We start from the raw sequence: 13,523 nt of genomic DNA, 5'->3' as shown, positions 1-13,523 counted from the left end.
CAAACGGCGTGCCAATCTAGAATATTTCTAACTTTTTGATTTCTAAGGCATTTCCAGGTGGGCTTTGCTGTCGTGGAGCAGCCGGTGCCGCCGAAACGAGCGGTGCCACTGATTTCCTAGGCAGGTGATTAAATTTTGTGCGGCGCACTTCAGGTGCGATGATGGCCCCGATCCGGGCAGATCACGGGGGCGACGAATGACGCGCGGCTGGCGAAGATCACGTCAATTTATTTATTGGCGGATCGTTACGGTGGTGAGTTGCTCGTTCTCAGTGTTCGGCTGGCCACGGCGACGCAGCACGTAAAGCGTACCGAGGGCAGGGCGCCCGGCTTCGAGGCGGAGCTCGGAATTCTCCTTGCGCACGATCCCGAAGCCCTTTGCGGCGCAGGCTTCGAAATATGTCTCGCTATGGGCGAACCGGCCGGATGAGAGTAACGTGAAGTCGCCGTGATCCGTGCGTTCGATACTCGCTGCGAAGAGGCCGTCTGCAGGCAGCACGCGCGCAATCAGATCGATGAGCTCCTCGAGCCGGCCGAGATAGATCAGGAGATCGGCAGCGAAGACGAGATCGAAGCTGCGCGGGCCGTCCGCGAGATGGCTCATGACATCGGCCTTGATAAGGTCGTGATAAGCGTTCCGCCGTGCCGCGACGGCGAGCATCTTCTCCGACAGGTCGATGCCGGTCAGCCGCGCGCCGAACCGCCCGAGCGGCTCTGCAGCCAGTCCCGTTCCGCAGCCGAGATCGAGGATGGTCGCAAGTGTCGGTCGGCAGGACGCCACCATGTCGGCGAGCTGCTGCGGCACCTTGTAGCCAAGAATGTCCACAAGCTTGCTGTCGAAGCCCTCCGCGAATTCATCGAAGTGCGCTTCGACATAGGCTGCCGGTGCGCGATCATGCGTCTGTCCACCGACAGCATCCAGCAAATAGAGCTGCACGGGATCGTCCGGCTGGCCTTCCAGTCGCAGACGTCCGACCGTGGCGGCGGCTTCGTGCATGCCATAGGCGCTGAACAGCGCGAATGCGCTGCGCAAAACCTCGTCCAGTGGTTCGGTCTCTTGTCCCGCAAGCGTCGGGTAGCGGGCGATGGCGCCATGAACATCGCCGTCCAGCATCGAAGCGAAGGTGCGCGCGCGGGCGTAGAGACGCAGTGTCACGCCTTCAAGCGGCACAAAGCCGTTTGCGATTGCCAAGGCATCGGCACTCTCGCCAAACCGGCCAGCCATGTAGAAGGCCTGTCCGAGGCAAAGATGCGTGACCGCATCGATGCCGCCCCAGGACAGTGCGCGTTGCAGATGGGTGATGGCCTGCTCGGGACGGCGGGAGCCGAGATACAGCACGCCCAGGCCGAGATGAGCATCGCCAAGCGAGGCATCGCCCGACAGGGCGCGCAGATAGGCCGCTTCTGCATCATCGACACGCTGCAGCCGGTAGGCGAGGCTCGCATATTGCAGCCATGTCGTCGCGTGGTCCGGGTCGATGGCGAGCGCCTGTCGCGCACATGCTTCAGCCAGTTCGTCGCGTCCGCTCAACTGGTAGTCCGAAGCAAGCGCGCGCCACGCAGCAACATCTGTCGGCATCAGTGCGAGTGCGGCACGAATCGCGTCGATGGCCGTATCGCTCTGACCATGATTGCGGTTGATCGATGCAAACTGCCGCAGCGCCGAGCTTGCATCGTCGGCCTGTTCGATGAGCAATGCAAAAGCGGCGTGCTCGCGCGTCCAGCGATCGATCTGATCGGCGACGTGTCGGGCATCCGGAAGTGCGAGCGTGGTGAAATCCGTCGAGTCAGTCAGGAAATTCGAATCCAAAGTTGTGCGCTATGCTGCTTCTGCTCAATGCGCGCCGCGAAGGCAAGACATCGATCGTTCCGTAGAGGTTGTGTTGTTATCGCGCGGTTGTGTGCGAGTACTCGTCTAAGGTTGGATGATCTGATCTGTTGCCGCAGTTCTTAATCCGTATAAGCTGGTTGAAAAGAAACCGATCATTGGGTGGAAATGGAGAAGGCGCGGTGAAATCACCCGTCGTAAAGCGATCGATCGTCGTTGCCGGTCACAAGACGAGCGTCAGCCTCGAAGAGGCATTCTGGACGGCTCTGAAAGAGATTGCCGGCATGCGCCGGATCACGATGTCGCAGCTCGTCGGCGAGATCGACAAGAACCGGCAGCAGAACAACCTGTCCTCAGCAATCAGGCTTTACGCGCTGGCCCATTATCGGGCTCTCGTCCCGCAGCTCGCGCCGTCATAAGCGTCCGGCAAGTCCTGCAGCGGACCGGCTGGCGGCAAGGCGCATCTGCGCCTACATTCGGGTCCAGCTACGTTCACACCAGTCAGGGCCTCTGCATGACCGTTCACCAGCGCAATTTGTCCACCCCTATCGATCCCGTGAAGCTCGACCGTCTGGCCGAAGTCGCCGTGAAAGTCGGGCTGCAACTGGCGCCGGGGCAGGATCTGCTGCTGACCGGCCCCGCCGCGGCGCTGCCGCTGGTGCGCAAGATCGCCGAGCACGCCTACAAAGCCGGTGCCGGATTGGTGACGCCGTTCTTCTCGGATGAAGAGATGACGCTGGCACGCTACCGCTATGGCCAGGATATCTCGTTCGATCGCGCCGCCGGCTGGCTCTATGAGGGCATGGCCAAGGCACTCGGCAACAACACTGCGCGCCTTGCCATCGTCGGTGACAATCCGATGCTGCTGTCCAACGAAGATCCCGCCAAGGTGTCGCGCGCGAGCAAGGCCAATTCCATCGCCTATCAGCCGGCGCTGCAGAAGATCGCAGGCTTCGACATCAACTGGAACATCATCGCCTATCCCACGCTCTCCTGGGCCAAGCAGGTGTTCCCCGGCGATGAGGACGATGTCGCCGTGCAGAAGCTTGCGGATGCGATCTTCGCGGCGTCGCGCGTCGACAACGCCGATCCGATTGCGGCATGGGCGAAGCATAATGCCGCGCTGCGCAGTCGCACTGAATGGCTGAATGGCCTGCGCTTCCATGCGCTGCATTTCACCGGGCCAGGCACCGATCTCGTGGTCGGCCTTGCCGATGGTCACGAATGGGAAGGCGGCGCGTCGACTGCCAAGAACGGTATCGTTTGCAACGCCAATATCCCGACTGAGGAAGTCTTCACCACGCCGCATGCTGCGCGCGTCGAAGGCCATGTCCGTTCGACCAAGCCGCTGTCCTATCAGGGCACACTGATCGAGGACATCGCGGTGAAATTCGAGGGTGGCAAGATCGTCGAGGCGAAAGCCTCGCGCGGCGAGGAAGTGCTCAACAAAGTGTTGGACACCGACGAAGGCTCCCGCCGTCTGGGCGAGGTGGCGCTGGTGCCGCACTCATCGCCGATCTCGGCTTCAGGGCTGCTGTTCTACAACACGCTGTTCGATGAGAATGCAGCCTGCCACATCGCGCTCGGCCAGTGCTATTCGAAGTGTTTCGTCAATGGTGGCGATCTCACGCCCGAACAGATCGCGGCGCAGGGCGGCAACAAGAGCTTCATCCATATCGACTGGATGATCGGCTCTAGCGAGGTCGACATCGACGGCGTGCACAGCGACGGTCGCCGCGTGCCGGTGTTTCGCAAAGGCGAATGGGCGTAATGTCGTCGTTGCGATGATTTGAACCGGCGCGGATACGATGGCCCAACCTCACCGCGTCGGTTTTCTCCTGATCGATGGTTTCGCGCTGATGTCTTTCGCCTCGGCGATCGAGCCGCTACGGGCAGCCAATGTCCTGGCCGGCAAGAAACTGTATCAGTGGCTGCAGATCTCGACCGGTGCCGATGCGATCCTGGCATCGAACGGATTGTCGGTGGCCTCCGATCACACCATTGCCGATAGCGTGCGCTATGACACGGTTCTGGTTTGCGCCGGTGGCAATCCCGCGACCTTCGATGATCCGAAGACGCTGGCCTGGCTGCGCCGTCTGGCGCGCTCCGGCTGCGCCATCGGCGGTGTATCCGGTGGGCCTTTCATTCTCGCCAAGGCCGGCATGCTCGACGATGTCCGCTGCACGATCCATTGGGAACATCTCGATGCATTCATCGAGGCGTTCCCGGATATCGAGCCAACGCGAACGCTATTCGAGATCGACGGCAACAGACTGACCTGCGCCGGCGGCGTCGCGGCACTCGACATGATGCATGCCATCATACGCCGCGATCATGGGCAGGCATTGGCAGCAAAAGTCAGCGATTGGTTTCTGCAGACAGCTGTAAGGCTCGGCGATGATAGCCAGCGCATTTCACTGCGCGAGCGTCTCGGCACCAGCAATCGCGCGGTGTTGTCAGCCGTCACTGTGATGGAGCGTCGTCTGGCCAGCCCGGCAGTCCGCGATGAACTGGCGAAAGTGGCTGGCGTGTCCGTGCGGCAACTCGAGCGGCTATTCACCGCGCATCTCGGGGTGACCATCGAGCAGCATTATCTCACGCTGCGCCTCGCTAAGGCCCGCGCGCTGCTGCAGCAGACAAGCATGCCGGTCGTGGAGATATCAGCCGAGTGTGGTTTCGCCAGCGCCAGCCATTTCGCGCGCCTCTATCGCCGCGCCTTCGAGGTGTCGCCGTCGCAAGACCGGATGCTGGGGAAGAGCAAGGCGAAGTAAGGCCTAACTTCGCCGCGGATAGATGATCACCGACAGATAGGTCATCGGTGCCTTCACCAGTTCTTCTGGCCCGTGCCGCGCGGCGGCGTCGAAGAACAGCGTATCGCCAGGTTCCATCAGATAGGTCTGGTCGGCATGACGATAGCGCACCTTGCCGGATAGCATGTAGATCATCTCGACACCGGCATGGCGGAAGTTGCTATAGGCCTCGGCGTCCTCGTTCAGAGTGATCAGATAGGGCTCGACGCCGAGCTCGCCATGAATCGACTGGCCGAGCAATTGATAGTGATGACCGGATTTCGTACCACGTCGTTCGATCCGGGTGCCCGCGCCGGCCTTCACGAATGAGCAGTCGCGCTCTTCCTCCGTTTCGCGAAAGAAACGGCTAATTGGCACGTTGAGTGCTTTCGATAGTGCGTTGAGCGTGCCCAGCGATGCCGAGATGCTGCCGGTCTCGATCTTCGACAGCATGCCCGTGGATATGCCCGCCGATGTGCTGAGCTCTGCCACTGTCAGCTCCAGCTCCTTGCGGAGCTGGCGCACTTCATTGCCGATCTTGGACTCGAGAGAGCCGCCGGCTTCAAGTGGCGCGTTCGAACCGGTGCGCAGCTCTTCCGGCTTCGGTCGCGCGGGCGATGACTTGGTCTTCTTCGGTTTCGCTTTCACGGGGGCGTTTCCTACATGCGTCGATTTCCCGACAATAGCGATATTTCCTATAGGGAAAACTATTTTCTCTATGGTTGACATGGCGGTTTTATTTCAGGCAAGGTTCACGCGCATTCAACGAGTGAGACGCTCCTCATGTGCGGCATTGCAGGTCTGTTTCTGAAAGATCAAAGGCTGGCGCCCGAGCTTGGCGGACTGTTGTCCGGCATGCTGGAAGCGCTCAGTGACCGCGGTCCGGACTCGGCAGGCTTTGCTGTATATGGCGACGGCGATGCCGGTCAGATCAAACTGACACTGCGCGCTGCCCCGTCGTTTGATTTCGCTGAATTGATGGCATCGCTCGGCAAGGTGGCTGGCGCGTCGATTGAGTACCGGGTGTACGACACACACGCCGTTATCAGCATCCCCACGGACCGCGAGGCCGCCATCGCCGCTGCGCTCGTCGGCATGAAGGACGTCGATATGGTTGCGCGCGGCAAGCGCATGGCGGTGTTCAAGGAAGTCGGTCTGCCCGCCGATGTGGCGAAGCGCTTCGGTTTGAGCGCAATGAGCGGCACGCATGCCGTTGGCCATACCCGCATGGCAACGGAGTCCGCCGTCACCACCAATGGCGCGCATCCGTTCACCACAGGCACGGACCAGTGTCTCGTGCATAACGGCTCGCTGTCGAACCACAATGACGTCCGCCGCGAGCTGATTCGCCAGGGCATGACGTTCCGCACCGAAAATGATTCCGAAGTGGCCGCCGGCTATATCAGTTCGCAGATGGCGGCAGGCGCTTCGCTGCAGGATGCAATGACCTCGTCGTTGTCTGCACTCGATGGTTTCTACACATTCGTCATCGGTACCGAGACCGGATTCGGCGTGCTGCGCGATCCCATCGCTTGCAAGCCGGCCGTGATGGCCGAGACCGATCGCTGGGTCGCCTTCGGCACCGAATATCGCGCGCTCGTCGATTTGCCTGGCATCGACGTCGCCAAGGTGTGGGAGCCCGAACCCGCCAAAGTCTATTTGTGGGAGCGCCACTGATGCCCACGGTCGATCTCGCCTCATCGCCGCTGCGCGAGCTGAATGGCGCACTGCATAAACTCACACCCAACACCAACGAGACGCACTGGACCGTTACCAATCCGCGCGGCCAGCACAATATCGCGGTCGGTCTCGATCTTCCGGTCGAGATCGATATCGACGGCCATGTGGGTTACTACTGCGCCGGCATGAACAAGCAGGCACGCGTCACCGTACGCGGTAATGCCGGGCAGGGCGTGGCCGAGAATATGATGTCGGGCCGCGTTCATGTCACCGGCGACGCATCGCAGGCGGCCGGTGCCAGCGGCAATGGCGGCCTCCTGGTGATCGACGGCAACGCATCGGCGCGTTGCGGCATTTCGATGAAGGGCATCGATATCGTTGTGAAGGGCTCGGTCGGCCATCTCTCCGCCTTCATGGCGCAGGCCGGCAAGCTTGTGGTGCTCGGCGATGCCGGCGATGCCCTCGGCGACTCCATCTATGAGGCGCATCTCTACGTGCGCGGAACGGTGGCAAGCCTCGGGGCCGATTGCATTGAGAAGCCGCTGCGGGACGAGCACAAGACCGAGCTGAAAAAACTACTGGACGACGCGGGCGTCGAAGGCGTCAGCCCCGACGAGTTCAAGCGCTACGGATCGGCGCGCAAACTCTACCACTTTCACATCGACAACGTCGGATCGTACTGATGAGCGCGCAAGACCGCTGGATCCATACGCCGCCGCGCAAGTCGGCGACCTTCGATGATGCCGCCATTGCGGAAATCCGCCGTGCTGCCGCGACCGGCATCTACGACATCCGTGGCGCGGGCGCCAAGCGCAAGCTGCCGCATTTCGATGATTTGCTGTTTCTCGGTGCTTCCATCAGTCGCTATCCGCTGGAGGGCTACCGTGAGAAATGTGCTACCGATGTCGTCATCGGCGCGCGCTTTGCGAAGAAGCCGATCCATCTGAAGATTCCAATCACCATCGCCGGCATGAGCTTCGGTGCGCTGTCGGGTCCGGCAAAGGAAGCGCTCGGTCGTGGTGCATCGGCCGTCGGCACATCGACCACGACAGGCGATGGCGGCATGACGCCTGAAGAACGCGGTCATTCCGATTTGCTGGTCTATCAGGTGCTGCCGTCGCGCTACGGCATGAATCCGGACGATTTGCGCAAGGCTGATGCCATCGAGGTCGTGGTCGGGCAGGGCGCCAAGCCCGGCGGCGGCGGCATGCTGCTCGGCCAGAAGATTACCGAGCGCGTCGCTGGCATGCGCCGTTTGCCTGTCGGCATCGATCAACGCTCGGCCTGCCGGCATCCGGACTGGACCGGTCCTGACGATCTCGAAATCAAGATCCAGGAACTGCGCGAGATCACCGACTGGAATACGCCCATTTACGTGAAGGTCGGTGCATCCCGTCCGTACTACGACATCGCGCTCGCGGTGAAGTCCGGCGCCGATGCCATCGTGCTCGACGGCATGCAGGGCGGCACTGCGGCGACACAGGATGTGTTCATCGAGAATGTCGGCCTGCCCACGATGTGCGCGATCCCGCCGGCGGTGAAGGCACTGCAGGATCTCGGCATGCATCGCAAGGTACAGCTCATCGTCTCCGGCGGCATCCGCAATGGCGCCGACGTGGCCAAGTGCCTCGCGCTTGGCGCCGATGCGGTGGCGATCGGCACGGCCGCACTGATCGCGCTCGGCGATAACGATCCGGCGCTGGAAGCCGAGTACCAGAAGCTCGGCACCACGGCGGGTGCTTATGACGACTGGCACGAAGGTCGCGATCCCGCGGGCATCACCACGCAGGATCCTTTGCTGGCCGCGCGGCTCGATCCCGTCATCGCTGGGCGCAAGCTCGCGAACTACCTGTCGGTGATGACGCTTGAAGCGCAGACCATCGCGCGCGCCTGCGGCAAGAGCCACGTCCACAATCTCGAACCGGAAGATCTGGTGGCGCTGACAATGGAGTCGGCGGCGATGGCGAGGGTCCCTCTCGCCGGAACGAACTGGATTCCCGGCAGCAATATCTAACAGGCCGCCAATATCTCTTCGCAAAATTGGCTGGTTCACTTTCGGAGATGTCAATGACGACCTGGACCGAACTAGCCAAACAACAAGACCTCAAATACTTCCTCATCGCCTTTGTCGATCTGTTCGGCGGCATGCGCGCCAAGCTGGTGCCGGCGACCGCGATGGACAGTGTCGCGAAATCCGGCGCGGGCTTTGCGGGTTTTGCGGCCTGGTTCGACATGACGCCGGCCGATCCCGACGTGCTGGTCATGCCGGACATGGACACACTGACGCTGCTGCCATGGAAGCCCGGCGTCGCCTGGGTGACAGGCGATCTCTATATGGGCGGCAAGCCGGTCGCGCAGAATCCGCGCCAGGTGCTAAAGGGCTTGATTGCCAAGGCGGCCGAGCAGGGCGTCGAGCTCAAGACCGGCGTCGAATGCGAGTATTTTCTGATCGCGCCGGACGGCACCGCGATTTCCGATCCGGCCGATCAGCAAGCCAAGCCCTGCTATGATCAGCAGGCGCTAATGCGGCGCTACGAGATCGTCGCCGAAATCTGCGATGCGATGATTGCGCTGGGCTGGAAGCCGTATCAAAACGATCATGAAGACGCCAACGGCCAGTTCGAGATGAACTGGGAGTTCGATACCGCGCTGAAAACTGCCGATCGCCACGCCTTCTTCAAGTTTATGGTGAAGTCGATTGCCGAGAAGCACGGCTACAAGGCGACCTTCATGCCGAAGCCCTTCGCCAATCTCACCGGCAACGGTTGTCATGTGCATGCATCGCTGTGGTCGACCAGGGACGGTTCAAACGTCTTCGAGGACGAAAGCGGCGAGTTGGGTCTCTCGAAAACCGCCTATCACTTTATCGGTGGGCTCGTGCATTCCGCCGAAGCGATCTGCGCGATCACCAATCCCACGGTGAATTCCTACAAACGCATCAACGCGCCACGTACGCTGTCCGGCGCGACATGGTCGCCAAACACGGTGACCCATGGCGGCAACAACCGCACCCATATGATCCGCATTCCAGATGCAGGCCGTTTCGAATTCCGTTTGCCTGATGGCGCGGTCAATCCGTATCTGCTGCCTGCGGCGCTGTTGGCTGCCGGCCTCGACGGGATGGCCAATACCCGCGATCCCGGCCCGCGGCTCGACATCAATATGTATACGGACGGCGCAAAGGCGCCAAAGGCGAAGCAGTTGCCGCTCAACCTGCTCGATGCGCTGCGTGCGCTCGAAGCATCCGAGGTGTTAAAGGCGCAGCTCGGCGAAGTCGTGGTCGGGTCTTATCTGAAGCTCAAACATAGTGACTGGAACGAGCATTGCCGCCAGCTCACCGAATGGGAGCGGCAGACGACCTTGGATTGCTAGGGCAAGAATTCTTGCTCAAATCCGTGCTAAGGTCGTGGCCATCGTGTTGTCACAGGCCGCCACAAGCTGCCGCAACTTTGCCGCAGGACATTGGCGCAGATGACCATCGAAAGCGGCGATTTCTATTCCAGAATTCCGGTCTTTTACGGCTTCAACCGGGTGATGGACCCGTCCTTGTACAAGCCACTGCCGGATGACTGGATCGTCGGCGTCGCCGATATCGTCGAATCCACCAAAGCCATCGCCGAACAGCGCTACAAGGCCGTCAACATGGCCGGCGCCGCCGTCATCGCGGCGGTGACCAATGCGCTGGAAGGTCGTGAATTCCCGTTCGTGTTCGGTGGCGATGGTGCAAGCTTCGCAGTCTCGCCGGACGATCTCGATCGCGCCAGCGGGGCATTGGCGGCGACGGCGACCTGGGTAAAGCACGATCTCGATCTCGTGATGCGCGTGGCCTTGGTGCCTATCAAAGACATCCGTGCGCAGGGGCTGGATGTGCGCGTGGCGCGCTTCGGTCCGTCAAAGAACGTGTCCTATGCGATGTTTTCCGGTGGTGGACTGGGTTGGGCGGAGGCCGCGATGAAGCGCGGCGAATTCGCGGTGACTCCGGCGCCTGTCGGGACCTATCCCGATCTCTCCGGGCTCTCATGTCGCTTCGAGGAAATTCCATCGACGCATGGTTTGATCCTGTCGGTGCTGGTGACGGCTGCAACGGGAGCCGACGCATCGGCATTTCGTCGCGTCATCGAAGACATCATCGCGTTGGTCGAACGCAGTCCAAATGCGGGCCGTCCCGTGCCTGCTGGCGGACCAGCGCTGAAGTGGCCCCCTGCAGGGCTGGACTATGAGATTCTGGCCGGCCGAGGAGCGAACTCGCTGGCGCGTTTTCGCATACGGGTACTCATGCGAACCCTGTTCGTCTATGTCGTGATGCGCTTCGGCATCAGCGTCGGCGGCTTCGTGCCGAAGACATATGTGGAGCAACTGGTCGAGAATTCGGATTTCCGCAAATATGACGACAGCCTGCGTATGATTCTGGATTGCACGCCCGATCTCGAACGCGCGCTAGAGCAGCATCTTGTTGCAGCGGTCTCGGAAGGAACGGTGCGCTATGGTCTGCACCGGCAGGATGCTGCGATGATGACGTGTTTCACACCGTCTGCCATCCGCAGCGATCACGTGCATTTCATCGACGGCGCGCGCGGTGGTTATGCTTCGGCGGCCACCGCGTTGAAGGCCATGTCAGTCTGAAAGAAGCAAACCGAGTTACCGGCCGACGCGGGTCCAGTTCTCGCCACCGCAGAATGCGCCGACGCAGCCTTCGACCTTGAGCGTGTTAGGGCCGGTCAAGGCGAGGTTGCTGGTATAGATCTTCCCGTCATCGGCATTGTAGATTCGGCCGGACCACGTATTCGCGCCGGTGGGCCGCATGTCGTAGAACAGGTGAATGCCGATCATCGAGCGCTTGGCCAGCGCGGGATCCGGGTTCTTGTCGTCGATCGGGGGCTTGCCAGTCTGCGGATCGATCTTGTCACGCAGCGAAACGATGGTGCCGCACAGAATCGTGCCGCATTTGCTGACCCGCACTTGCGCATCGCCAGCCTGGGTCTGCCAGACACCCGTCGCTTCGCCACCCGACTGGGCTTGCGCAGCGGAGCCTGCGAACACCGCACCCAGCAATGCGATCATAACAATGAATCTGGCGGCCATGCGTGTCTCCTCGGATCAGGCGGTCTGCATAACAAGAAATTGGATTTGTGCAATGCCGCGGAGATGGGTTGAGCTGACCCAGCGTCTCAAATGATCATGATCGATTCAATTTGACGCAGCTTGCTCAGGTCAATCGGTGGCGGTCACCACGGTAGCCCGCAAAGGTCCATCTCGCCTTCATGCGGCGCGCGCTTCAGGTAGGACACAAGCGGGGTCATGACATCGAAGCGTATCCGCGCGCCGTGCTGTTCGGCATAGACCTCGCCGATAAACGGCTTCCAGTTGCGGCGCGTGTAAAACTCTGCGTGGTGCGGTTCGCAGAACAGCAGCGCAAAATCGGTGGCGCGTTCGTCTTTCAGCGTATGGAGTGCGGCTGTGAGCGCCAGGCTGGCCAGACCGCGACGACGATAGTCGGGATGCGTCACAACGCCTCCGATTCCGCCAATCCGCGTCTTGCGACCCTTCCACATGCCTTCGCGCCGATACAGGCCGACATGGCAGACCGGTTGCCCATCGTCCTCCACGATGACCCGCAATTCGGGATAGGCGAAGACCAGGTGTCCCCAGGGCAGTTTCTCGACGGCCTCGCGCGGCCAAACCAGGTCGAACAGCGGTTTGACGCTCGGCCATGAGGCATCGCCGGTCACAATCTCGATTTCGATGCTCATTTCGGTCGCCACCTCTGCGCTTTGTGCAGCCCTTATAGGTCGGTCCGAGGGTAGTAAACCTGTCGAATCCGGTGCTTATCTGAGAATAATATTCTAGGGATCAAGGAAACGTTGGAATGACCGAGGCGGAGCTCTCCAAATACCAGCGCTGGGCGATTTTAGCCGGCGCGGCGACGCTGTTGAGCTTGGCCATGGGCATGCGCCAGAGCTTTGGCCTGTTTCAACCCTCGATCCTGCGCGACACCGCCATCACCACGGCCGATTTCTCGCTGGCCACCGCTTTGCAGAACGTGATTTGGGGCATCTCGCAGCCCTTCATCGGTGCCATCGCCGATCGTTTCGGCACTCGTCACGTGATGATCATCGGCGTTTTGATTTATGCTGCCGGCCTCGTCTTCATGATGTTCGCGACCACGCCGCTGGTTTTCACCCTCGGTGCTGGCCTGTGTGTTGGCCTCGCGCTGTCCTGCACGGCCTCGAGCATGACCATGACGGTGGCCTCGCGCAGTGTGTCTGCTGCCAAGCGCAGTGTCACCATGGGTGCTGTGTCGGCCGCCGGTTCGCTCGGCCTCGTCATTGCCTCCCCGCTGGCGCAGACCCTGATCTCGACCGCCGGTTGGCAGGTTGCACTGATCGGTTTCCTCGGTCTGGCTGCTGTGATGGTCCCTGCCGCATTGTTTGCCGGCCAGTCCGACAAGATCGAGCACGCGGCGATCGATGAGGCGCCGCAATCGATGAGCGAAGTGGTGCAGTCTGCACTCGGCCATTCCGGCTATATCGTGCTGGCGCTGTCATTCTTTGTTTGCGGCCTGCAACTCGTCTTCATCACGACGCATCTGCCGAATTATCTGGCGATTTGCGGCCTTGATGCATCGCTCGGTGCGACGGCGCTGGCGCTAGTTGGCCTGTTCAACGTGTTTGGCTCCTACGCCTTTGGCTGGCTCGGTGGCCGTTATCCGAAACAGATTTTGCTCGGCGGAATTTACATCGCCCGCTCGCTGGCGCTCGCCACCTACTTCTATTTCCCGGCAACGCCGACCACGACCATGATTTTCGCAGCCGTGCTGGGATCGCTGTGGCTCGGCGTGGTGCCGCTGGTAAACGGCCTCGTTGCGCAGCTGTTCGGCCTGCGTTTCATGGCCACGCTCACCGGCATCGCCTTCCTCAGCCATCAGGCGGGATCTTTCCTCGGCGCCTGGGGCGGTGGAATGATCTTCTCGCATCTCGGCAATTATGACCGTGCCTGGCAATCCGCGGTGGTGATTGGCCTGATCGCTGGATGCTTCCAGATGCTGATGAATGTGAAGCCCCCGGTGCGACGCGATGCCGTCCCCGCTGCAATGCCGAGCGCGGCCTGATCGGGCTCGTCAAACGATCGGGATCGCCGGCGGTCGGGATCGCGAAGATGGGAGTGTCGGAGCCGGACGGAACCTTCTATAAGGGTTCCCGTTAAGCCAACTCTCCCATTATTGCGGAT

General features: G+C 61.2%; 13 protein-coding genes. 9 read left to right on the top strand and 4 right to left on the bottom strand.

Annotated elements, in window-relative coordinates; genetic code table 11:
* Positions 1-231: 231 nt before the first annotated feature.
* Entirely contained in the window at positions 232-1,809 is a 1,578-nt protein-coding gene (locus AB8A27_RS21440; protein ID WP_441243650.1) for a methyltransferase domain-containing protein, read from the bottom strand.
* Positions 1,810-2,009: 200 nt separating this feature from the next.
* On the opposite strand from AB8A27_RS21440, the gene AB8A27_RS21435 reads away from it, so the two are divergent.
* The 3 genes from AB8A27_RS21435 to AB8A27_RS21425 all read left to right on the top strand — a co-directional run bounded on the left by AB8A27_RS21435 (position 2,010) and on the right by AB8A27_RS21425 (position 4,598).
* Positions 2,010-2,246: a ribbon-helix-helix domain-containing protein gene (locus AB8A27_RS21435; RefSeq protein ID WP_441243649.1), complete on the top strand. Its 237-nt coding sequence runs from the start codon at positions 2,010-2,012 to the stop codon at positions 2,244-2,246.
* A gap of 95 nt (positions 2,247-2,341) precedes the next feature.
* The gene (locus AB8A27_RS21430; RefSeq protein ID WP_441243648.1) at positions 2,342-3,598 is read left to right on the top strand and encodes an aminopeptidase; all 1,257 of its coding nucleotides are present in this window, start codon (positions 2,342-2,344) and stop codon (positions 3,596-3,598) included.
* Positions 3,599-3,635: 37 nt separating this feature from the next.
* A complete protein-coding gene (locus tag AB8A27_RS21425) occupies positions 3,636-4,598 on the top strand; it encodes a GlxA family transcriptional regulator (protein WP_441243647.1) in 963 nt (320 codons plus the stop codon).
* Between the two features lie 3 nt (positions 4,599-4,601).
* Here AB8A27_RS21425 and AB8A27_RS21420 read toward each other — a convergent pair whose 3' ends face one another.
* A complete protein-coding gene (locus AB8A27_RS21420; RefSeq protein ID WP_441243646.1) occupies positions 4,602-5,264 on the bottom strand; it encodes a helix-turn-helix domain-containing protein in 663 nt (220 codons plus the stop codon).
* 135 nt (positions 5,265-5,399) lie between these two features.
* On the opposite strand from AB8A27_RS21420, the gene AB8A27_RS21415 reads away from it, so the two are divergent.
* The 5 genes from AB8A27_RS21415 (at position 5,400) to AB8A27_RS21395 (ending at position 10,919) form a co-directional block, all read left to right on the top strand.
* Entirely contained in the window at positions 5,400-6,293 is an 894-nt protein-coding gene (locus tag AB8A27_RS21415) for a class II glutamine amidotransferase (protein WP_441243645.1), read from the top strand.
* Positions 6,293-6,979 carry a protein glxC gene (locus AB8A27_RS21410; RefSeq protein ID WP_441243644.1) on the top strand — a complete coding sequence of 229 codons (687 nt, stop codon included), beginning with the start codon at positions 6,293-6,295 and terminating at the stop codon, positions 6,977-6,979. The genes AB8A27_RS21415 and AB8A27_RS21410 overlap by 1 nt, the downstream gene beginning before the upstream one ends.
* Positions 6,979-8,310, top strand: coding sequence for an FMN-binding glutamate synthase family protein (locus tag AB8A27_RS21405; RefSeq protein ID WP_439091221.1), 1,332 nt, complete (start codon positions 6,979-6,981; stop codon positions 8,308-8,310). Before AB8A27_RS21410 ends, AB8A27_RS21405 begins: the two co-directional genes overlap by 1 nt.
* 53 nt (positions 8,311-8,363) lie before the next feature.
* Positions 8,364-9,668, top strand: coding sequence for a type III glutamate--ammonia ligase (gene glnT, locus AB8A27_RS21400; RefSeq protein WP_441243643.1), 1,305 nt, complete (start codon positions 8,364-8,366; stop codon positions 9,666-9,668).
* Positions 9,669-9,767: 99 nt separating this feature from the next.
* A complete protein-coding gene (locus AB8A27_RS21395) occupies positions 9,768-10,919 on the top strand; it encodes a DUF3095 domain-containing protein (RefSeq protein ID WP_441243642.1) in 1,152 nt (383 codons plus the stop codon).
* A gap of 15 nt (positions 10,920-10,934) precedes the next feature.
* On the opposite strand, the gene AB8A27_RS21390 is transcribed toward AB8A27_RS21395, so the two are convergent.
* A complete protein-coding gene (locus tag AB8A27_RS21390; RefSeq protein WP_441243641.1) occupies positions 10,935-11,378 on the bottom strand; it encodes a DUF2147 domain-containing protein in 444 nt (147 codons plus the stop codon).
* A gap of 143 nt (positions 11,379-11,521) precedes the next feature.
* Positions 11,522-12,046, bottom strand: a complete 525-nt coding sequence (locus AB8A27_RS21385; RefSeq protein ID WP_441243640.1) for a GNAT family N-acetyltransferase — start codon at positions 12,044-12,046, stop codon at positions 11,522-11,524.
* 116 nt (positions 12,047-12,162) lie between these two features.
* On the opposite strand from AB8A27_RS21385, the gene AB8A27_RS21380 reads away from it, so the two are divergent.
* On the top strand, positions 12,163-13,404 hold the full coding sequence (locus AB8A27_RS21380) for an MFS transporter (protein ID WP_441243639.1): 1,242 nt from the start codon (positions 12,163-12,165) through the stop codon (positions 13,402-13,404).
* Positions 13,405-13,523: the final 119 nt, after the last annotated feature.

The organism is Tardiphaga sp. 768_D3_N2_1, from assembly GCF_052076105.1.
GTDB lineage: Bacteria > Pseudomonadota > Alphaproteobacteria > Rhizobiales > Xanthobacteraceae > Tardiphaga.
This window is presented reverse-complemented; position numbering and strand designations above follow the sequence as displayed.

Bases quoted from the DNA above. Each gene is read 5' to 3' on its own strand.
- AB8A27_RS21405 (WP_439091221.1), top strand. From the start codon at position 6,979: ATGAGCGCGCAAGACCGCTGGATCCATACGCCGCCGCGCAAGTCGGCG.
- AB8A27_RS21415 (WP_441243645.1), top strand. From the start codon at position 5,400: ATGTGCGGCATTGCAGGTCTGTTTCTGAAAGATCAAAGGCTGGCGCCC.
- AB8A27_RS21385 (WP_441243640.1), bottom strand. From the start codon at position 12,046: ATGAGCATCGAAATCGAGATTGTGACCGGCGATGCCTCATGGCCGAGC.
- AB8A27_RS21410 (WP_441243644.1), top strand. From the start codon at position 6,293: ATGCCCACGGTCGATCTCGCCTCATCGCCGCTGCGCGAGCTGAATGGC.
- AB8A27_RS21380 (WP_441243639.1), top strand. From the start codon at position 12,163: ATGACCGAGGCGGAGCTCTCCAAATACCAGCGCTGGGCGATTTTAGCC.
- AB8A27_RS21430 (WP_441243648.1), top strand. From the start codon at position 2,342: ATGACCGTTCACCAGCGCAATTTGTCCACCCCTATCGATCCCGTGAAG.
- AB8A27_RS21395 (WP_441243642.1), top strand. From the start codon at position 9,768: ATGACCATCGAAAGCGGCGATTTCTATTCCAGAATTCCGGTCTTTTAC.
- glnT (WP_441243643.1), top strand. From the start codon at position 8,364: ATGACGACCTGGACCGAACTAGCCAAACAACAAGACCTCAAATACTTC.
- AB8A27_RS21425 (WP_441243647.1), top strand. From the start codon at position 3,636: ATGGCCCAACCTCACCGCGTCGGTTTTCTCCTGATCGATGGTTTCGCG.
- AB8A27_RS21390 (WP_441243641.1), bottom strand. From the start codon at position 11,378: ATGGCCGCCAGATTCATTGTTATGATCGCATTGCTGGGTGCGGTGTTC.